Origin of the sequence: Membranihabitans marinus, from assembly GCF_019802045.1 — a bacterium.
Taxonomy (GTDB): domain Bacteria; phylum Bacteroidota; class Bacteroidia; order Chitinophagales; family Saprospiraceae; genus Membranihabitans; species Membranihabitans marinus_A.
On record NZ_JAHVHU010000009.1, the window covers coordinates 150,233 to 172,133 of the forward strand.

Consider the following 21,901-nt stretch of genomic DNA (forward strand, 5'->3'; position numbering starts at 1 on the left):
TATTGAAGAAGCCAAACCGCATATAGCCACAGCTAAATAAGGATTTGGATGATGAAGATATGGTAAAAAAGAAGCCATCAATAGTGTTTGGTATTTATGATTTGGTGCACTACTGAGACTGCGGTTCAAGTCCGCAGAGACGTGGGGGATGACAATCCGTGCGTCGATTGTTGGTTACAAGATACAAATGATTTTGAAAAGAGGAAGTGGGTGGTGGACCAGTCTTATGAAATCGACTTGGTGAAGCACAGACTATCCGGGATATCCTTTAGTCGGCCATACTTTTCTATGGGTCGATAGCCGTTTCTTTCATAAAGCCGGCGGGCTTCTGGCTGGTTAATACCCATGAACAGAATGGTTCGGTCTTTGCCCTTCTCTTGTGCCCAGCTCTCCAATTCAGTTAAAATATGAGCAGCAATACCTTGTCCTCGAGCTTCAGGATGGACATACATCCGCTTAATTTCTATGGTTGTCGAGTCATATTCTGATATGGCGCCGCAAGCGATGGGTTTGTCGTTTTTATACGCCAATACGACATGTAGTGTCTCATCAATGGCATTAAACTGAGCCAGCGGATGGTCCGCACCATCCCGATGGGCAAGATCGGAATTTAATAACTCTACAAGTTTATTGAAATCGGGGTTTTTCGAGGAAGTTCGTTTATAATCGATCATAGGCGGAGGGGAGTGATCCACAATAAAAAATGGCCGGTCAGTACCTGGTCGTACGTTTTAAAATATACTGTTGTACTATGTAAGCAGTACTGGGTCCTAAACAATACGTTTTTGCCGCAACCCAAGCAGCTCCATACGGTAGAGTTTTACATTTGCCCCGAAAACTCCCACCATAAAAAAGGGCTGGTACTCGCCCCGGCCATTCCGCCTCGCGGCTTAATCTTTGAGCTCTGTGAGCCAGTTTTTTTCCTGTATCTTACTGTCAATTTCCCGGAATGCACGTCCCGTTTGATCTATTTCGCTTTGCAGCTTTTTGATATCAATCGTGGTTTTTAGGTTGGCATCACCACTATTATCTACTTGTGCTGCATACCGGATGTTGCGCAATCGTTCCGAAAGCATTTTCAAAGCATCCCTTTTAGCCAGAGCCTCCATGAGTGTCCCTTCTCCATCAATGCTGGTCTCGTTATTTGTTTTGTTGATCCGGATCACCAGGGATTCCAGATCCTGGATGGTCTTCCTTAGTTGGGCCAGTATTTTATCGGGGTCCTCCTGCGGTTTTTTGTCGTCGGAGACAATAAGCACCGGCCGGATTCTGTGTTGCAGATGTTCGATCTTCTTCATCAGGTCTGCTCTTAACAAGAGCCCTTCGGCAAGTTTCATTCTTTTGTCGGCCATGTCTGGTTGATTTTAAATGGAAACGAGGTGATAGCTTAAAAGTTTGAATTTTGGAAAAAAACAATGGTTTTTTAACGGGTATTTACTATTGCCCAAAGGTAAACCCTTCTTTGTCCAATTTAAGCTTCGGCTTGTTTAACTTTTTTACAGATTGTTCTATTTTCACCTTATCGTCGTCCGGTATTTGCGTTAGAATCAGCTTGTCAAGTTCGATTTTGAGTAGTTTGCTGATCACAATTAGGTCTTTCAAAGAAAAGGGAATTACCCCATTCTTTAATTCAGACATATAAGATTTACTATTGTGGCCCAATATCCCAATACTTTAAATTTAGTATTTCTTCCGTTCCCTGAATTACCGTTTGTGCAATGAGACCCACGGGATTTTCAAGCAATCAGTTAATACTATTAGTGCCATAATACTTGCTCTTCAACCAAAAAGACACCCGAACCAAAAGAATGAGCACCGGGACCTCAACTAAGGGACCAATGACGCCTGCAAATGCCTGCCCAGAATTTAATCCAAAAACGGCTATAGCCACGGCAATTGCCAATTCAAAGTTATTCCCTGCCGCTGTAAATGAAACGGCCGCATTTTCTTTGTATGAAGCGCCCATGGCTTTGGTTAAAAAGAAGCTGATCATGAACATTAAGCTAAAATAAATAATCAACGGAACCGCGATAATTAAAACATCCAATGGTATTTCAACAATTAATTCTCCCTTCAGCGAGAACATGACCACAATGGTAAACAACAAAGCAATTAAAGTGATCGGTGAAATGGTGGGAATAAATTTCTCAATATACCACTTCTCTCCTTTTAACCTGATCAAAATTACCCGGCTTAAAATTCCCATTAGGAACGGTAATCCTAAATAAATAGCCACACTTTCTGCGACCGTGCCAATGGAGATGTCAACAATCGCTCCTTCAAATCCGAAATACGGCGGGAGAATAGTGATGAAGATCCAGGCATAAAAACTATATGCAAAGACCTGGAAAACACTGTTCAAAGCCACCAAACCTGCCCCATATTCGCTATCACCCTCTGCCAGATCGTTCCAAACCAATACCATCGCAATACAACGCGCCAGGCCGATTAAGATCACACCGACCATATATTCCGGATAATCACGTAAAAATGTAATGGCCAGAAAGAACATAAGAACGGGACCAATGATCCAGTTTAAAATAATCGATGTGGAAAGAATTTTGGTGTTCTTAAACACTTTCGGCAAAAGGGCGTAATTGACTTTCGCCAACGGCGGATACATCATTAAAATCAATCCAATGGCTATCGGGATGTTCGTTGTTCCGCTGCTGAATGAATCGATGATATTGGGAAAGGATGGGAAATAATACCCAATCCCTACGCCCAAAATCATAGCGATGAATATCCATAGGGTTAAATACGTGTTGAGGAAGCTGAGTTTCTTTGAACCCATATTTAATATTATGATTTTATCTGGGAGTAAACGTGAAAAAGTTCAGTCGCAATATGCAGACTTCTTTCCTGATATTTTTCTGCTTGCTGTGGTGTATCATCAAAAATTTTTGGATCTTCAAAAGTGATTGGGATACGACTTTCGGCACCGAGAACAAAGGGACATGCCTCATTTGCTGAATCACAGGTCATAACGGCTGCAAATTCAGACTTTGGGTTAAAATCATCCTCCACCCGTTTTGAAAATCCTATGATGGGATGCGTATTCTCAGAATATTTGATGCTGTAAATTGGGTTTTCGCTTTCAGACATGGCGTTTATCTGAAACCCTGAATTTTTCAAAGTTTTCACCACCATCGGAAAAAGCGCTGTTGCCTCTGTTCCGCCAGAATAGCAAAATACACTTTTGATATTAAAGTGGAAAGCCAATGTTTGCGCCCACACTTGTGCTAAATGACTCCTTCGGGAATTGTGTGTGCAGATGAAATTGATGCGAACAGCCTCATTATTTAAAACTTTTAGCTGAATAAAATCGGTCAGTGGCTGTAAAATTGCTTTACGTTCCTCTGAAATAGTTTGAGGATTAAAGGTTTCAATGGTTTTCTCAATTTCTGGAAATACGGTTATTTGCATTGATTTCATTTTTCTAAGATCGTTGTTTAGCAACAGCCACTACCAGGGGTGCAAGCAGATTCATTTTCCAGGTCAGCCAATTGTACAATCTGTTTTTTCTCCGGAATCCCACATTTGTCCTTCGCCAAACAATCGGTTTGTGTGGTCGTCAATAGAAAATTGGTGCCATCAAAGTCCAAACCGAACTTCCCAATGGTGTCTCCCTGGTATTCCACTTCAATATCCAAATCTCCTATTCCTAAGGTTTTCTCTGAAAGCTCAATGATGTTAAGCAATTTTTCCGGATGCAATCTGTGGTCATAATCATTGGCATTCCAAAGTTGGAAGTTGACGACCTCCTCATTTCGAACGGTGCCGCCACAATCAATAAAATGCTTAGTGATTTTACCAACTTCCGTGACATGAAAGTGTTTGGGAACCAAATCGCCATTCGGTAATTGAAAAGCGATTTTATCCAGTTGATGCAATTTGTTTTTAATTTCTGATAATTTCATATCTATATTTGTTTATTGCGATTATGCAATTTATTTGATGAAAAAAATATTAGCAGCAGTCTGCTTTCGGTATTTCTTGATCTAAAAATTGGTGCATCATCTTCTTCATGTTAGCCCAGTTTACGCTGTCAATACAATAACACACTTTGACGCCTTCCACGGTTCCTTTGATCAATCCCAATGTTTTTAATTCTTTTAAATGTTGGGAGATAGTAGGTTGCGCCAGTCCGATTTCTTCTGATAAATCGCCGCAGTAGCAGGCATCTATTTCAAATAACTGTTGCAGAATAGCCACTCTCGCAGGATGTCCAAAGACTTTTGCGAATAAAGCGATTTCTTTTTGCTGGTCTGTATACATGTTGTTATGTTGATCAATTACTTAATCGCAATATTGCAATAAATATCTTAAACAAAGAAAATATTTTAAAAAATTTTCTTGAAATAAATTTATTCTGGATCTACTTATTGTACTCCTGCCCCCCCATTATTCCTGAGAAAAGCAACTAAAGACAACACCAGCATACCCACTGCTGTCGCATAAATCCAGGCAGGCACCGGGATGGGATCCCCGGCCGCATAGGAATGCAATCCGGTCAGGTAGTAATTGACGCCAAAATAGGTGAATATGATTGACCAGATCGCCCACATGCTGAATAAATTGAAGGTGAGCTTGCTTCGCAATCCGGGGACCAACCGCAAATGGAGAACCACGGCATACACAATGATTGAGATAAACGCCCAGGTCTCCTTGGGGTCCCAGCTCCAGTACCGACCCCAGCTTTCGTTCGCCCACATACCACCCAGAAAGGTGCCGACGGTCAACGCAAAGAGCCCGATGGTCAAGGCCAATTCATTGACGATAGACAATTCGCGGATCGAATGTATGATCTTGGTAGTGGGTGGTAGGATAAAAAGGAGTAATGCCATCACGCTCAACACAGCCGACAAACCAAAAAATCCATAACTGGAGGTGATGATGCTCACATGTACCATCAACCAATAGGATTTCAGCACAGGCTCCAAGGGCGTAATCTGAGGGTCAAGCATGGATCCGCCGTGTGCAAACCCCATCATAATCATCGCGACCAAGGCACCGGCCGCCGGGATAAAAGCATTCCGGTTTCGGTATAATAGCAGCCCGGAGAGCACGCCGATGCCGGAGATAAAGATAATGGCTTCATACCCGTTGCTCCACGGTGCATGTCCGGAAAGATGCCACCGGACACCCAACGCGATCACCTGTACGACCAGTGCCAGAATCATCATGCCCAGTACGGCTTTGGTTATCCATTGGAAATAGCGGTGAGAACGGGACCCCGATGAAAACACTTCAGCAAATCCAAGCACAGTCATCAGGATTCCCAACAGGCTGAATGCGATCATCAACCAGAAAAATACGTTCAATCGATTGTACAGGATTTCCAGGTTGACTTTAGAAGTCGACGGAACCACTGTTTTTCCCCATTTCTGTTGAAAAGCATCGATGGCCAGCCTATTTTCATCTGCTTTCCGCCAATCTCCACTCTTTAGCCCTTCCTTGATTCCATCGAAATAGGGCGTTAAAAGGTTATACGCTGTCGTGTCAATCGCTGTCGCATTTTCTTCGGTATTGTATATCCAACTACGCCAGGTTTGTGCCGGATCATTTATGACCGGAACGATCCGGGTGAAATATCCGAAGGCAATGTTGGTGAAAATATTGAACCGTTCCGTGACGGCGATCACAGCTTTATCGTAGTTAGACTGTTCGCTCATGGGTTTGCTAAAAGACTGGATGCTCTGTTCTTCCAGTATAAACACCCCGGTTTCCGGTTCGACCAGATTGGCGTAAGAGGTATACCCATCCACATTGGCACCGGACTCCCGGATCAATTGGTCTCCGCCTTTATGGCCTACCTTGATGAGGGGTTCATCGGCCCAGAACCCTGGATCGATCTGCATGGATAGAAACCACTGTTCAGCGGACAAAGTATGTCCGTCTTTATTGTATTGATCCTTTTTATATAGTTTTCGGATTAATTCCAATGCCAATGTATTGACCGGCTTGATCCGGCCCTGGATATCCTGCACCAGCAAATAACCGAATTTAGCGGCATGATCCGGATCAATAATCCGTTGGGATCCGAGCTCTCCTGGTCCGGCAAATTGGGCGTCCGGTCCGGGCATTTTCTGCGGAAGCACGGAGGTATCTATGGTTTCAAAAGAAGTATCTTGTGCATAAAGCGAAGTGGCATCAAAACTGATCCAGGTGAAAATGAAAGCAAAAAAGAGAACAGCATTTTTCATATGCATTCTTTTCAAAGCCCGGTTCAGATTCCCAAAATGGGAGCCTTTCCAGAACAAGGTGAAAAACATCCCTACGAACAACAGAAAGTATCCCAGATAAGTGATGTTGGTGCCCCACCTGTCGGCATTCACTGACAATATGGTGCCCGATTCGTCGGGGAAATAACTGGCCTGAAAAAACCGATACCCCCGGTAATCCAGGACATTGTTCATGTACACATGATGCTGTTTTTCCGTCCCCTGATCCAGGACAGTAATCCGGCTTTCATATGAGGATGGATTGTTGGAGCCCGGATACCGGTCCACCAGGAAGTCATCACATCGTATGTAAAAATCTGTGTAGAGAAGCTTCGATCCATATCCCAAAGAAATATCGAGTCCATTGAGCTGTATGGTGTTGCTCAATCCCGTGACGCCTTTTCCTCCCTTGATATACAGAGTATCTTTTTCCTGTCCTGAAGCCACCTCCAACTGTATGACATCCAGGCGGTTCTGATCTTCTGGGTCGTTTTTATCACCCGGGTAGTAAACGATTTCTCCTGAAAAAGGACTTTCTGGGATGATATATGAAAGATGGTTGACCGTGTACAGGACGCGGTGGTTCAGTAGTTTCGGTTGACCCGCCTGGATTTTTCCTGTATTTTGATTCAATAGCTCCGTATTGGTCACCACCCCCTTTTGCTGCCCTTCCATGGACAACCAGGAGCCCGCTTCCGGGAGGATCATAGTCAGGTCCTCGTACCTTTTTATAAAGGCCACTGAACCTGGAACCGGGTTTTCAAAACTAAATCGAGTCCCATCAATTTCCCGGACCCCACCTTCCGGTATATACACATCCGTTCGGCCTTCCGGTCCTACCGTTACGACCGACAAAATTTTCTTTCCGGTTTCGGTCTTCCGGATCGAGTCTTTGGCCAGCGGGATATAATCGATGGATTTTAAGGAAATTTCTTTATCGCCGAACTGGAAATTCCGGGCATAAGTGCGATGGAATGGCCAGGGTCTATCTTTGGTATTGAAATGGGACATCACGTACGGATATTTGTCATAGCGAAGGGTCTGCTTCCCATCGGAAAGCTGTAGTTTGACATAGGTCATATCACTGATCATTTCATTGGTGGTCTCACCTTCTTTGATGGGCATTTGCGCTTCAAAGCTGGTGTATCGGGTGATGGCACCCCCGAGAAACATAAAAATAAAAGCCAGGTGAAAAATCAGGATGGGCCATTTTGCACGCCGGGTCATCCGGTAGGTCTTAATGTTTCGGGCAAACAGTATAATCAACCAGAGCATCAAAATTTCAAACCACGTAGCATCGTAAATGAGGGCTTTAGCGGTGGCGGTGTTATAATCATTTTCGACAAAGGTGCCTGCGGCCATAGTCAGGCCAAATAGCAGCAAAAGAACCGTCATAGTCCGGGTGGAAAAGAATAATTTTTGAATGCTTTTCATCATGTACTATTCGTCAGAGAGTCAATTTTTACCTCTTCTTTACCGACAGTATATCAACAATTAATAAAGATCACCTCTTCAGGTCAAAGCCTGGACCACTTCTCCTGAAGAGATGAAAATGGTGGAAGAAATTTGTAGCGTTCCCTCGTATTACCAGAAAGTAGCTGAAAATTGAGGCGCGTTGACCGAATAAATTTTTCAATTGTACGGTTCCTTATAACGATTTCAGATATTCCGTGAGATCAGCCTGTTCGGAAGCGCTTAGGTTGAGATTGTGTTCCTGATTGTATCTCGATACGACATCTTCCAAAGTCGCTGCGGATCCATCGTGAAAATAGGGTGGATGCTGCCAGATGCCTTTTAAGGGAGAAACTCGCCATTGTTTGGTTGCCGAACGTTTTACATAATCCTTATCCAGAGCCACTGAAGCACTGGGCGGATGCAATTTTCCACCGTCCACTACGTCGGTAAATAAAGGGCCCGAATGACAACTGGCGCACTGGGCTTTTCCAGAAAATAATGCTTTTCCACGAACAGCGGCTGCACCGTCAAACGAACCCGCCGGGGGTGCCGGTGCTGAAATGGAGAATTGATAGGCCTGTAATGCCGGCAGTTTATCGGTGACCAGATCATCATCTTCCCGGTAATCTACTTCCCAGTCGATGCGGTCGTCCAAGAAATATCCGTGGCCGTGCATCTGAGTGACCGCTACATAGCGGTTCCAGTATGCGACCGGACCCACCGGTTCATGTTCTATGTCTCCATCTCCGGTGAAAATAGCTTTGGGAAGTCCGTACAATCCATAGGCCGGCGGAATAACTACTGGGTTGTTCAGGCCATCATGATTGAATCTCGGGTCATAAATACCGGGGCCCCAGGATGCATAAACATCTTTCGTCTCCTGATCGAGAGCCGGCGATAATGAGATAATCAGCCCGGGGTCCAGATCTCTGTTAGCCCAGCCATCCAGGCGTTTTCCTATGCCCGCTGCAAAAGAATCATCCACGGTCGAATGACACAGCGCACAGGTTACCCCCATTCGATCCAGACTCAATGAGCCATCCGAATTTTCGCTCACCTGGCCCTGAACTCCGACGACTGCATTGAGCTGGAGAAGAACCAATGTGGTCTGCGGATCATTGAGATCAACCTCTCCATTTTGAATGGCTTCGACCACAGGAGCCGGTAAAGCTTCTGCATCAACCTTCAGGCCCACACTAAGCGCTGTAGCCGGGCTGACGGCGGTTTCTACGACCTTGTTCATTTGCAGGACATCAGTCCAAAACGTTTCATCACCAAAAGTATCGTACCGGAAAATATCTTTTCCTTCTGCCACCAGTTGCGGATCCAGGGGTGGTAAGTCCAAATCACCTTCACCCGGGGGTGTGGGTGGTTCCGGTGGCGGTGTGCCGGGATCATCCTTGCTGCAGCTGAAAAGAACCAATGCGGTCAGGATCGTCAGCAGCATGTTTGTCATCATAGTTTTGTTCAACATAATATTTAGCTTTTAATGGTTGAGAATTTCAGTTCATTTTCTCAGATGTTGATTTTGTTCGGAGTAGTATGGTGAAGCTTAGAGGAGAAAAAACCAAATTAGTTACAAAATGAATGGGATAAATTTCATGAAGCAGCTTTTCAGGGTTCAAATAAGATCGTCATTGCAGATGTTCGGTTACTAATAGGTTTCCTTTCGGACCCGTTCGCTCCGGTATAGCGCACGCTTATAATAAAATTAAGACAGGTTGCATGAAAAGATCGTAGTAGTTTATATCCAAGCTACCTACCTGATCAGGACGGTGTCCTCGATGCTAAATGAAGGTGAGAAACATTTCGGGTTCACGTGGAGTAGAACTACTGGCGATTTCATGTAAGCAAACAGCCGATCTGATAATAACAATTGATTTTCGATCTCTTCTGCCCTAACCCTGCCCAGACGGGCTCGTACCAAACAGGGATTAGACCGAGAATCGGCTCCCTTTAGGGATGGAGCAAATCGAGTCAATTCTTAATATTGCTGTATAGTTTATTAATATATTGACTCCATACTTTTTTAAAACCAACCCATCCGGAATAGTTACCGGAGGACCTCGGTGAGGTCCAATTTTATTAGTACATGCATCCTCCATAATTCTCGACCCGGCTGCGGGTCGCAGACCAATTAACTATTGCCGTCTCCTTCCCAAATTATTTTCAGATTCAGATTCAGAGCGATAACTCTACATCATTTGACTTTGTCGGTGCAATGACGATGACGTGATATGTTTCCTTGAAATAAACCGTTCGGCGACGACCAACATTGCGACCTCCCTGAGGTCGTAACTTCTCTTTTATCCCATTCGCTAATACACTGTGACCCGGAACCGGGTCAATTCCGATCGGTCCTTCGATTGAAACTCTAGAGTAGTTACGATCTCAATGAGTAATCTGTACGGTACAGCTGGTGCCGGCTTTAGTGGGGTTTGTGGGTAGTCTGGATCGAATTATGTCGCCAGAGAGTGTGGAGGTTGGATCGAAACGAATTATGGTTTTGGAAATCGTTGATTTTGGTCTCATTTGGATGTTGAAGCAGCTGGACTTCCACGAATCAATGACTAAAGCACCGCCCACAGCAATCAAGACAATGCTCAAATATAAAATTAAATTCAAAATTATTTTTTTTACAATTTTCATGGGATTGGTGTTTTTGAAATTATCATACTTCACGGTAGCTACAGCCATAAGAGTTAAGCCAGATAGGTGGGCACCACATCGCATTGTTGCGAATTTTCATGACTCATGCATTGTGTTAACAATAACGACGTTGCCCTTTTTCCGGCCTGTATCTATGTACCTATGGGCATTAGCTAATTTCTCCAGAGGAAACTGTCGATCGATGACGGTCTTAAGTTTCCCCTTCTGATGGATCTTAAGAACTTCGCTGAGGTAGGATCGTAGTTTTTCATCTGCATACATGCCCACGGCCTGAAATTTTGCTTTTTTCCGCCTGACGACGGTAGTGATTATCATCTGAACCAACAGCGATAGCTGAAGTACCGGCGACAGATACAACCCATTTTTTGTCAACACTTTACGAGTCCTCCGGAACGAACTTTTTCCGACCGCGTCATAGATCATTTCGTATCGGTTCTGTGACTGTGTAAAATCCTGTTTCTGGTAATCGATGACTTCATCGGCGCCTAGAGACCGGACCAATCCGGCATTTTTGCCACTGCAAACTGCGGTGACATGCGCACCGAGGTTTTTCGCTATTTGTACCGCAGCGGTTCCCAGCGCACCGGATGCTCCGTTGATCAGCACCTTTTGTCCGGACTGAACCCGGGCCAGTTTAACCAGGAATACATAGGATGTGAGGTGGCCGTCACAAAAGGATGCGGCTTCTATAAACCGGAGGGATTCTGGCTTGTGCAAAATGACACCATCTTCTGCAATGGTGAGATATTCAGCATTGGCACTGAACCCCAGGGTGGTTTCGCCAAAAACACGATCTCCCTTCTCAAAATGGGAAACTTCAGCTCCCGTGCTTTCGATGATACCTGCGAAGCCCGTACCTGGAATTGGATGTTTGGGTTTACGCCATCCGATTATCAATCGGCCAAACCAGGGTTTACCTGTGCGCATCATGGTATCTGCTTTCGTTGCAGAGGATGTGACAACCTTTACCAATACTTCATGGGGTCCGGGTCGGGGTTTGTCCATTTTCTTAAGTTGTAGAACATCCGGAGACCCATACCTCGTGGCCACTATGGCTTTCATTTTATTGTTCGTCATGATTCTGGTTGATTTGTTGAGTACAAATATATGATGGGTCTGAGGCGTGTGCGTTCTGATTATTCACGGAGTGGTCCGGAATTATAATGTAGGACGTTTGTCGACTCCCTGCACCCCGACAATGGGGAAATGGCACTTAATAAAGAAAACTTCTTTTCGGATACTTTTTAGGGTGTTCTTCTTACTTCCGACTCTTCAGGTACTGACTGGGGGTCATCCCTTCCACTTTTTTGAAATGGGTGTTGAAGACTGTTTTGGAGTTGAATCCGCTTTCATAGGCCAGACCAAGGATTGAGATATGACTATTCGACGGATCCACCACGATCTTTTTGAAATGTTCAACTCGGAGCTGATTGATGAATTCGTTAAAGTTTTGTCCGATGCATTGATTCAGTACCCAGGAGAGTTGATTGGGATGGATATTGATGTATTCAGCCAGCAATCGTAAAGTGATGGAAGGATTCAGGTAGGGTTCTTCTGCCAGGATGTATTCGTTTAATTTTTGCACAAAACGCCGGGCGGTACGCTCATCGAGGATGGGTTCACTGGACTTCTGAGGCTTGGTCTCCCCGTTAGCAAGGGGATACACGCGGGAATGATACTCATCGTACCGGTCATCTTTAAAAATCTTCTCAGCCAGCGGATCACTAAACCCAAGCAAGAGAATGGAAGAATGATTCTCAAATAGCCGGTCCAGTACTGCATAGGCTTCATCATTTTTCCCCATTTCGGAATACACCATGAACAGATAGGCATGAGCATGGTGGGCATTGGATTCACGGGCTTGTACTTCAAGATCAGATATCAGCGCAGGGTCAGGATGTCCTGCAGTTACGGAGATCAGACAGCGCAGGCCCAGTTCCTCATCCGGGGTCAGTAGCTCCCGTGGGATAAGATCCAGTGTTTCTATGGCTTTTTCAAATTGCCTTTCCTTGATCCGGGTATAAACAGATACGATCAGTACGGGCGTATTTTTGGGGTTTTCTTCCAGCAGGACTTCGAGAATATCAATCACTTGGGAATAATGGCCGGACCTGTAGAGATAATAAGCTTCATAGAACTTTGTCTCCTGGCTCAGCGGATCCACAGACCGGGCATAAAGCAGGTGTTTTTTTGATTTTTTCATATCTCCCCGTAACGCATACAAAAAGGACATAAACTGATGTGCCTCGGCATAATCCGGTTTTCGATCGAGGGATTTTTGAGCGTAATTCATAGCAGACGAAAAACTGGCTTCAGTAAAAAAAGCCTGGTTGGCCAGCATATAATTGAGGTTGGCGTTGCCCGGATCCAACGCTTTTGCTGTATTGATGGATTCGATGGCTTTGTTCCAGGAAGTTTCACGGGGCGCAAATCCGGCGACGGCCAAGAAGCTGTAACTGTCCGCCAGACCCAGATGGGCCTCGATCAGTGTGTCGTCCATGGCCACTGCTTTGTCAAACGCCTCAATGGCTTTGCTCACATCCTCCGGATTCCATTTGAGAAAATGGAAGCGTCCCTTCAGATAATATTCATAAGCGTTGAGGTTCTGTGTGGGACGTTCTACGAGTCGGTCTGATATATCCATATGGCCAAGGTGCTCGCGCAGCTGATCTGCAATCAGCAAACTGATCTCATCCTGGATATCAAAAATATTCTCCATCCTGCGGTCCCAGCTGTCTGACCAAAAAGGGGAGTCGTCCTCTGTATTGATTAATTGTGCGGAAATCCGGAGCATACCATCACTAATGCGTACGCTCCCTTCCAGGATAACCGAAACCTGGAGCGCATTCCCGATTTCACGGATGGAGGCCTTGTGATCTTTATAGTAAAAACTCGACGTCCGGGAAATGACCTTGAGCCTCCGGATCTTCGAAAGTGCATTGATGATCTCTTCTGTAATTCCATCGCAGAAATATTCATGCTCACCCGCTCTGCTTATGTTAATAAACGGAAGGACTGCGATGGAAAGTTTTGTTTTATCTGTACTTAACAACTACGTATATGATGGTAATAAGCTATGAATTTTTTTACAGACTGTAAGATAATTAAAAATTCTATTAAATTAACCTTTTGCCAAAGCAGGTAAGTGATTTAATGCTATGCCTACTGCCACAACATCGATAGTGAATGTAAACCTCCGGGGCCATTATCATTCACCGCCTATTTGAATTTTATTGGCCATCCTATTTAGATTTGCACAATAGATTTCAGTAATTTGGCTTATCGGGATTTGGCATGACCTGGTTATACTTCGCTTTCCTGTCAGTAAAAAAATATCTGCGGTACTATGAAGAGACGAGATCAGACACCAAGTCAGATAGTCTGGTTTTATCAGATTGGTGATTAGTATTATTCCTGGATTGTGATTCCCCCGGCTAGCTCTTCCACAGTTGGTTTTTCGAACCAGTCTTCCATAAAATCAAAATCTTCCTTTTTTACTTCAAATTCAAAGGTGTCACCCTGTTCTTCATTTCTTTCGAGCACCCTTTTCAACCGAATGTCCCTGGGAATATCCAAAAAATGAATGGTGATCTCAAAACCGTTTGATTGTGCAAAGTTTCTGAACTTATCCCGGTGTGCTAGTTTTGAGAATCCGAGATCGAGTATAGAGTCAGTTGATGTTTTTTCCAGTTGCTTAACCAGATTCATAATCATTTTTTCCGCGCGTTCTATCCGTTCGAGAAACCATTCCAGACCGTCCTCCGGTTTTTTGTCCATCAGAAACAAGGTACTGTTCCACTGATCAATAGAGAAAACAACCCCATTTGTGGACTTTTTTAATTGGTAAGCATAGGTCGTCTTACCTGCTCCTGTATTTCCGGTAATTAAATGAACCATATCAGTAATTTAAGTTAATGATTAAAGAATTGAATGCGAAACAAGCTTCGCTCCCAATGCACATTGCGTTCACTCACTGTCGTCTTCCAACTGCCCAAGAATTTCTGATGCCCTTTGAATCGGATCCCACTCAGGTCCGGATAGGAAAAATTCTTTGACCTTGGAACAGAAGAATGATACCCTTTGTCAGCAGCAAAGAGCTAAGCGAATTGATGACTTTCTTTCTCCTAAGATTCGACACGATTTCCTGGTTCAGTACCAATATTTTATCCAATTTGTTGTCGTAGGACTTCCCCATTTTTAGGATTTCAATGTCTTTCATGATTTTATAATTTTAAAGTTGAATTAATTGAGTTTAACTAGGTGATAATCTGATGTTCATCAGTGGTCGGTAGTACACAGAGAACTAAATACGGCGTGGCGCGACAGGCGCTATGGATTACTATTTTACTGGCTGATTTCAAGAATTGCCATCGGTTTTGAAGCCGGGCTTCACAATCCCTCGGTCGCTTCACTCCCTCAAGGCTTATGAATCCCTAGTTTAGCCTGATCTTCAGATTCATAATCCGGGTGATAGCCTTGGGTGCTGAGGATTCCTCCTACGTTATGCTTCGGCGGACGAGTGTGATGCTGAGCTTTCCCTCACAAAGCGAGCATGACTCAATCAAAATACCTACCGGGTTACGAAACATGATATAATTTAATACCAAGTAAACCCGACGCCGACACTAATGACTACACCATCCCTGTGTTGGTCGTTACCGGTGTTTACCCTGCCCAAAAGAACTTGGGTATGCAGATCCAGAGCATAATTCTTTTTTTGCACGAGTTCATATCCGGCACTTGCAGTTACGGCACATCCAAAATTCCATTCCTCATCTTCGAGATCATCTATATCGTATAAGGCGGGAGAGTCCATCGCCAGTCCAAAACCGCCATTGATCCACAACCGATCCTGAATCCAGTATTGTACCGTAGGAATAATGGCTCCAAAATGGCGGTCTTTCCCTTCGTAGTCATAAATCTTCCCGGGGGAGTTACCAATAATAGCCAACCGTTCATTGATCATCCATCCAAGCCTCAAGTCGGGTAAGCTAAGCCCTCCCTCTGCTTTTTCGAAGGAACCGTGGTCCCCGTGGGAAATGCTGACTACGCCAATGCCTGCGCCAATTCCAATAACAAACCCTTTCCGCTCCACGGCTTGTCCTGGATTTTGAGCGTAAGAAGTCAGGGTGAAGAGTGTTAGTGCTAAAATGATTGCGTTTTTCATAATAAGTAGTTTTAATGAATAAATTGATTTTGATCATTCATTTTTGAAATGATGATACAAATATGCTGAGGATCGGCGGACGGGTCGTCCTGAAATGAACATCAGTACCAATTGATGAGATTCCGTACTTTTATGAAGAATTAAAATGTAACGAACAAAATTATGCGATTCAGAATCTAATCCGACCTCTCGGAGGTCGTTAATTTGAGTGCAAATAATGATAGCTAACCTAATTAGACCACTCTGAGGTCTTTTACCTGAAAGAATTCTGACCCAGTCAGGGTCAGATTAGGTTAGATGTGAGTTAGAAGACCAATTTCGACCCAGTCAGGGTCGAATTAGATTGAACTCTGAGTCATTTAGCCATATATGAGGTATTGTTATTTTTCATGTTTTATGAAACAGAGCACTAGTATAACTTGTTGGGTGTAACTTTACTTGTTTTACCAGTGCCCGAAGTGTCAGGTCAAAGTCTATATAGGGTGGATTTTCAGGTGGAAGCCGGTTTAATATGTGGATATCCTATAAATAAATATTTAATCCACACAATTAAACTTGTGTGTTTTAAGGACAGGAAGATTTGATTTTCTCCAGGCTTCTGATAAGACCCTTAAAATCCAGATCATATTCATCCATAAACCGGATAGCGATTACTTTGCTTGGCAAAAACCATACATAGTTTCCACCATAGCCCAACATATAAGATACATCAACGTCACACCCATTCACCGCGACAGGAGTCGCCCAAAAGGAATGCCGGTATTGGCTGCCCCTGAAATCATTTCCAGTACTGTAGCCTGACCAGGACGTGCGGCCAAGTGCTTCACGGCATTTTTCCTTGTTGAGTATTTGTTGCCCTTTGTACTGCCCTTCATTTGAAATCAACAATGCTATTTTTGCCGCATGATCTAGCGTTGGGTATGCACCATAGGCCAACAGCGGGATGCCCGGACCTTCTGATTCTACAGTGCGCAGTAAATAAAAGTCATCTGCTCCTAATGGAACTAACACGTTTTCGTGAACCAGATCCCAGTATATAATATCGTCGCCCTCTTTCTGCTTTACATAGTTTTGTAGAGCATAAGACAGCACGAAGAAATTGGTAGAGGCATAATTAAAATTCTGCCCGGGCTGAGCTGAGGTGTTACCAAGCTTTGCAATATTATGTATAGCTTCATTCGCTGAACGTGCTTTGACGATAACTTCATACAGGCGGCCGGCATCTTCGCCCCCTTCTGTACCCGTAACCATATTCAGCGTATGCGAAAATGTTACTCCCTGCCATTCCGGGAGACCGGACAGTGGCGGGACATAATCAGAGATCAATGCATCAAAAATATCCGCGTCATACCGTTCTGCAAAATAAAACATGGCAAGTGCTCCGGCCATACTTTTACTCACCGAATAGACCCCATGACGCATTTCATTTGGATAAGGATACAATCCGTGACGCGTAGTAGGAGGCTGTAAATAAATGGCTTCATCCATCACTACAGCTCCCAGACTTGTAGGAGCTCTGGTGTATAACTTTTTTTGAAAATAAGAGGCTATTTCATGATCTCTGTCAATGGTGGATAAATCATATACCGGAAGCCTGTTCGACAGGAGATGTTCTCGTTGTTCGATGACCGAAGCGGAGTCGCTGTATGTACCGGGATGATATTCTACCGGCAATAGTGCGCGGATATTACCTACCTGATGATCGTTATAGTCAGCTGTCTCCTGACTGCATTGCAGGCAAACATTGCTGATGGATTCCTGATTGTAGAGAAACGTAGCCACACAATTTCTAACCTGGCCTATGTAACTGTCGGTTAAGGAAAGGGGAAAAGATGCCCGGGACCAATCACCGTCCTCTGCTTCATGCCATACCCTTCCGGTGCCGACAATTACATTCCACGCGTCTTTGGTGTGAAGGCTGTTAACCAGAATTTCTTTTTTGACAGGAATCAACTCCCCGCTATGGCTGATAAAGTCCAAAGTAATACCAGGAAAGGTGTTCTCACCGGGATAGTAAACTCGGTCCAGAGGATAAATCATTTCAGTATCCTTGAAAGAAATAGCACCGGAGAACCTAGTAGCTGTGGTTTGTGCCCATTCGGGTCTTGCAAAAAAACTCATATCGATTAATGGGAGTTCTTCGTGACCAAACAAATGTTCAATGGTCAGCTGATCACGTGGTTCTGTTAACTTTGGACCATTCCACGCAACCGGCTCTGGATCACAGGAATTATTCAGCAACGCAAGGGCTAGAAATAAAGCAAATATTTTCATGGGGGGGGGTAAAATTTGATTTTCGTTGTTGTGGTTTTTAAATATTACTTTCAAAAAGTTGATTCATAAACCCCTTAATACTTTCCTTTTTCTATCCGTTTAATAATTTTGTCAGATCGATCCTGGAGACCTGCCATTCCTTAAAGATAAGATATCTTTTTTTAAATATTTTCACCTCTGATCAACAGCCAGATAGCCAATGACATTTCACCTACGATGCTGGGGACAGCCACCAGGGCCAGAAACACAGGACTATAGGCTTCATAATCCGGGAGTAAAAAATGGGCAGCGGTATCGGCCATATACATGGCACCTGCGATAATGAGGAAGAGGGCAATTACTCCAGGCCTTCTGATGATCTTTCCAAGGAGGATCAAATGGATGCCAAAAAAGAACAAGCCAATCAGCCAGATAATGTTGAAATTATTGACCTGAATAAGGATTTCTTCTTTCGTAGTGGAGTTGAGCACGATCGGTAAGGCATATATGGCCGCTCCCATAATGGCTGCGTGCATCATTCTGAATAAAGTACTCAAAAGGGATAACGGGTGTTTGGGGAAAAGCTCATACAGGGCCCATGCCACGACCACATCAAATACCACCGTCACCAGAAAGGCCAGTATCCCAAACCGGACCATCATTCCGTTTTGCTGGATGGTGTGCAATGGGTCCTTTTTTAAAGATTCCAGAACAAAAAAATTGGCAAAGATCGCCGCAAAGAAGATGATCAGGTAGCTCGCTCCGGCAATGCGGGTTAATTTTCTTTGATTCATAATTGTAATTTTTAGATAGTAAATAAATGAAGACACAAATATGAAGTGATTCCAAAGCCTGTGCGTCCTGAAATGATGATCCGAACTCATTGGTGAGATTCCGCACTAATGGAAAGATATATGTAGGGAGAATATGGGAGCGACCTCAAAGGATATCCCATTATTTCAATGGTCATATTAGAATAGCGTATTCTTGGCTTGATCAAAGTGTTTTTTGCTCACTCGTATCAACTTGTCTTGTTTATATGTAAATAGGTAATTAACAGAAAAAGAAGCATGAGGTTGCTTATGTAACTAGTGTTGCGTTTCATAAATTTTTATAATTAAAATGTAACGAATAAAATTATGTGACTCAGAATCTAATCCGACCTCTCGGAGGTCTTTTACCTGAAAGAATTCTGACCCAGTCAGGGTCAGATTAGGTTAGATGTGAGTTGGAAAACCAATTCCGACCCACTCAGGGTCTAATTAGATTGAACTCAGAGTCATTTAGAGATATATGAGGTATTGTTATTTATAATGTTTTATGAAACAGAGCACTAGTGCCTTGTTTTAAAAGTTTTTACCTTCCGCCGGACTTTTATTATTGTTTTAAAATCTATGCCATGTAAAACTCGTCTACAATAGTCTAAAGCGTAATACCACTGATTTTCATTTGATTTTAACGAAAAAAGTATATTCTCAAAAATTCACTTTATCCGGAGATAACCCAAGGGCAATCTATCGTTTTATATAGCATGAAAAAGTTATAAAGTCTTCCTAATCCGTGGGATGATTTGTAACTTACAGCCATAGTAGGTATAACAGCAATGTTGTTATACGGAAGTAGTGCTTATGTGAAATAACGAAATGACAGTAACCTACGACAAATACTATCAGACAGAAAACATATTCGGTCAACCTTATCCCGAGTTGATTGAATTTATGTCCAATTACCCTAAAAAAGGTAGAGTGGTTGACTTAGGTTGTGGACAAGGCAGAGATGCAATTGCTTTGGCTCGACTTGGATATTCTGTAACAGGTATTGACATCTCAAAAGTTGGTATCGAACAAATGAACGAAATCGGTGAAATTGAAAATTTGAATTTGGACGGACAAGTCGGAGACATTTATTCATTCGACCGATTTGACGAATTCGATATTGTTCTCTTAGACAGTATGTTTCATTTCTCTAAGAATCACAAGGAAAATGAAATTGGACTAATAAAAAGAATTGTTTCAGATATCAAAAAAGGAAGTCTTGTAGTCGTATGCATACAGGACACAGGCGACAAAGTCCATACTCTTAATAAAGCAGTTGACTTTGAAAAAGAACTTTTACGAATGACGGAGAAAAAATTTGCATACACGTTTGAAGACAGAGACAGCGGACATCAAACTGAAACAGACTACAGAATGATAGTATTTCAAAAATGAAAACACTAAGCTTTACAAGGCACATGATAAATCGTTATGCCCAATTAAAAGAAGAATAATTGAAAGTTCAATGTCAGTTCATAGAAGCCCTGATGGAGTATTTTAAAAAATGAACAACCACGTACACATATCACCATCAGATAAATCCATTGCTGTTCTCCCTTTTGTTAATATGAGTGCCGACCCTGAGAACGAATACTTCAGTGATGGCATCACGGAAGAAATAATCAACGCCCTAACCACCGTGAAGGGCTTGAAGGTCATTGCCCGGACATCCTCTTTTGCGTTTAAAAATAAAAATATAGACGTGCGAACCATCGGTGATCAGTTGGGGGTAAGTACGGTCTTGGAAGGGAGCGTCCGGAAAGCCAAAAACAGGGTTCGCATTACAGCGCAGTTAGTCAGTACAAATGACGGCAATCACTTCTGGTCAAAGAGTTTCGATCGGGATTTGGAAGACATATTTGCATTACAAGATGAAATAAGTTTGCGCATTGCTGACCAGATCCGGGAAAATTTTGGCCACCTCGATATTCAGGATCACCTAATTGAAGCACCTACGCAAAACATAGAGGCCTACAAACTTTATCTTAAAGGGCGTTACCACCATTTAATGTGGGATGGACCCGGAATCGCAAATGCCATAGAACGCTATGAACAATGTGTAGCAATAGACCCCTCATTTGCTTTGCCTTACTTTGGTCTGGCGTATTGTTACGCCATGGCCGGATCCTGGGGTAATAATAAAAGCTTATTGCAGTTGTCAGAAGAGAATCTCAGCAAAGGTTTTAATCTGAACAAACAATCCTATATAGGGTATTTTAGTAAAGCGACATTGTCCTTTTGGGGCCATTGGGATTTCATCAAAGGGCATAAATATTTTCAAAAAGCAATAGAACTTAATCCAGCCTATACGGAAGCCGAAGAAGGTTTATGCGAATTGTATACAGCAGTAGGTTATTTCGAAAAGGCGCTCTGGCATACGGATAATATCTTAAAAATAAACCCTTTATCTCCAAATCATTACTTCACCAAAGCAAATATTCATTATTTAAACGAGGACTACTCGAAAGCTCTGGAATGCATAGAGGCCTCCCTGAGCATTAATCCAGGTTTTACTCATCCCATCGCCTTAAAACAACTTTGCTTAATCCTTTCGAAAGATTACGAAACACTAAATGACTTCTTGAATCAAACCCCTTTGGCCGAGAGACCAGAAGAATGCAGAGTATTGTATAAATTGGTCCATCCTGAAGATAAGGTCGACCTGGATATCAGCAGGGTTAGCTTAATGATAAAAGAAGATTCTGGAGGATCGCTTTTTCCCTGGCAACTTTTTTTGCTGGTCCATTTGGACAAACACGAAATGGCACTGGACTTTTTGGAAGCAAATATCAAATTACGTACCGGTCAAATCATAAACTTTATGAATATTCCACTGCTTAAACCTTTATACCGGTATCAGAGATTCCAGGATTTACTGCAAGCTGCTTTCCGAAAAGAGTTGTTACCAACTGATTCCAAACAACAAATACGAGTGGTTCCGCCCAAAACCTTAATGTCAGCGGTTGAAATCGAAATGGCTATAGAAATTATTGAAAAAGGAATGAAGGAAGAAAAGTGGTTTCAAAACCCCTCTTTATCCTTACGCGAGCTAGCCGAAAAAGTGAATATTAACAGTAACAAGCTTTCCTGGTTGCTGAATGAACGAATTGGCCAAAACTTCAATGAATACATTAATAGTTTGCGTTTGGAGAACTTCAAAGAGAATGCCCTAAATCCTGCCAACAGCCACCTGACCCTTCTAGGGCTAGCCTATGAAAGCGGCTTTAATTCTAAATCGGTATTCAATGCCTTCTTTAAAAAAACTGAAGGGATGACACCGAAAGCCTGGTTAAGGTCTAATCAAATTTAAAAAGTCC

18 protein-coding genes are annotated in these 21,901 nt (G+C 43.2%); 2 read left to right on the forward strand and 16 right to left on the reverse strand.

Annotated features, from left to right (window positions below; all coding sequences use genetic code 11):
* Positions 1-224: 224 nt before the first annotated feature.
* From KUV50_RS10690 to KUV50_RS10765, 16 genes are all read right to left on the reverse strand, one after another.
* Entirely contained in the window at positions 225-674 is a 450-nt protein-coding gene (locus tag KUV50_RS10690) for a GNAT family N-acetyltransferase (protein WP_222580136.1), read from the reverse strand.
* Positions 675-890: 216 nt separating this feature from the next.
* Complete coding sequence (locus KUV50_RS10695; protein ID WP_261395115.1) at positions 891-1,352, reverse strand: DIP1984 family protein; 462 nt, start codon at positions 1,350-1,352, stop codon at positions 891-893.
* An 85-nt stretch (positions 1,353-1,437) separates the two neighbouring features.
* Positions 1,438-1,638 (reverse strand): hypothetical protein, encoded by a 201-nt coding sequence (locus KUV50_RS10700; protein WP_222580137.1) that lies wholly within the window; start codon positions 1,636-1,638, stop codon positions 1,438-1,440.
* 106 nt (positions 1,639-1,744) lie between these two features.
* Positions 1,745-2,794, reverse strand: a complete 1,050-nt coding sequence (arsB, locus tag KUV50_RS10705; protein WP_222580138.1) for an ACR3 family arsenite efflux transporter — start codon at positions 2,792-2,794, stop codon at positions 1,745-1,747.
* Between the two features lie 8 nt (positions 2,795-2,802).
* Positions 2,803-3,426 carry a protein-tyrosine-phosphatase gene (locus KUV50_RS10710; protein ID WP_222580139.1) on the reverse strand — a complete coding sequence of 208 codons (624 nt, stop codon included), beginning with the start codon at positions 3,424-3,426 and terminating at the stop codon, positions 2,803-2,805.
* Positions 3,427-3,452: 26 nt separating this feature from the next.
* A complete protein-coding gene (locus tag KUV50_RS10715) occupies positions 3,453-3,920 on the reverse strand; it encodes a DUF6428 family protein (RefSeq protein ID WP_222580140.1) in 468 nt (155 codons plus the stop codon).
* Between the two features lie 49 nt (positions 3,921-3,969).
* A complete protein-coding gene (locus tag KUV50_RS10720) occupies positions 3,970-4,278 on the reverse strand; it encodes an ArsR/SmtB family transcription factor (RefSeq protein ID WP_222580141.1) in 309 nt (102 codons plus the stop codon).
* Between the two features lie 104 nt (positions 4,279-4,382).
* Positions 4,383-7,658 (reverse strand): cytochrome c biogenesis protein, encoded by a 3,276-nt coding sequence (gene ccsA / locus KUV50_RS10725; protein ID WP_222580142.1) that lies wholly within the window; start codon positions 7,656-7,658, stop codon positions 4,383-4,385.
* Positions 7,659-7,872: 214 nt separating this feature from the next.
* The gene (locus KUV50_RS10730; protein WP_222580143.1) at positions 7,873-9,153 is read right to left on the reverse strand and encodes a c-type cytochrome; all 1,281 of its coding nucleotides are present in this window, start codon (positions 9,151-9,153) and stop codon (positions 7,873-7,875) included.
* 1,271 nt (positions 9,154-10,424) lie between these two features.
* Positions 10,425-11,426: an NAD(P)-dependent alcohol dehydrogenase gene (locus tag KUV50_RS10735; protein ID WP_222580144.1), complete on the reverse strand. Its 1,002-nt coding sequence runs from the start codon at positions 11,424-11,426 to the stop codon at positions 10,425-10,427.
* A gap of 181 nt (positions 11,427-11,607) precedes the next feature.
* The gene (locus tag KUV50_RS10740; RefSeq protein WP_222580145.1) at positions 11,608-13,401 is read right to left on the reverse strand and encodes a helix-turn-helix domain-containing protein; all 1,794 of its coding nucleotides are present in this window, start codon (positions 13,399-13,401) and stop codon (positions 11,608-11,610) included.
* Between the two features lie 356 nt (positions 13,402-13,757).
* Positions 13,758-14,246: an AAA family ATPase gene (locus KUV50_RS10745; protein WP_222580146.1), complete on the reverse strand. Its 489-nt coding sequence runs from the start codon at positions 14,244-14,246 to the stop codon at positions 13,758-13,760.
* Positions 14,247-14,376: 130 nt separating this feature from the next.
* Positions 14,377-14,568 (reverse strand): hypothetical protein, encoded by a 192-nt coding sequence (locus tag KUV50_RS10750; RefSeq protein ID WP_222580147.1) that lies wholly within the window; start codon positions 14,566-14,568, stop codon positions 14,377-14,379.
* A gap of 378 nt (positions 14,569-14,946) precedes the next feature.
* The gene (locus tag KUV50_RS10755) at positions 14,947-15,516 is read right to left on the reverse strand and encodes a hypothetical protein (protein WP_222580148.1); all 570 of its coding nucleotides are present in this window, start codon (positions 15,514-15,516) and stop codon (positions 14,947-14,949) included.
* Between the two features lie 564 nt (positions 15,517-16,080).
* A complete protein-coding gene (locus tag KUV50_RS10760; RefSeq protein WP_222580149.1) occupies positions 16,081-17,790 on the reverse strand; it encodes a serine hydrolase in 1,710 nt (569 codons plus the stop codon).
* Positions 17,791-17,951: 161 nt separating this feature from the next.
* Positions 17,952-18,563: a DUF4386 domain-containing protein gene (locus KUV50_RS10765; RefSeq protein ID WP_222580150.1), complete on the reverse strand. Its 612-nt coding sequence runs from the start codon at positions 18,561-18,563 to the stop codon at positions 17,952-17,954.
* A gap of 849 nt (positions 18,564-19,412) precedes the next feature.
* Here KUV50_RS10765 and KUV50_RS10770 point away from each other — a divergent pair.
* Both KUV50_RS10770 and KUV50_RS10775 read left to right on the forward strand, forming a co-directional pair.
* On the forward strand, positions 19,413-19,979 hold the full coding sequence (locus KUV50_RS10770) for a class I SAM-dependent methyltransferase (protein WP_222580151.1): 567 nt from the start codon (positions 19,413-19,415) through the stop codon (positions 19,977-19,979).
* Between the two features lie 172 nt (positions 19,980-20,151).
* Positions 20,152-21,894, forward strand: coding sequence for a helix-turn-helix domain-containing protein (locus KUV50_RS10775; protein WP_222580248.1), 1,743 nt, complete (start codon positions 20,152-20,154; stop codon positions 21,892-21,894).
* Positions 21,895-21,901 lie beyond the last annotated feature (7 nt).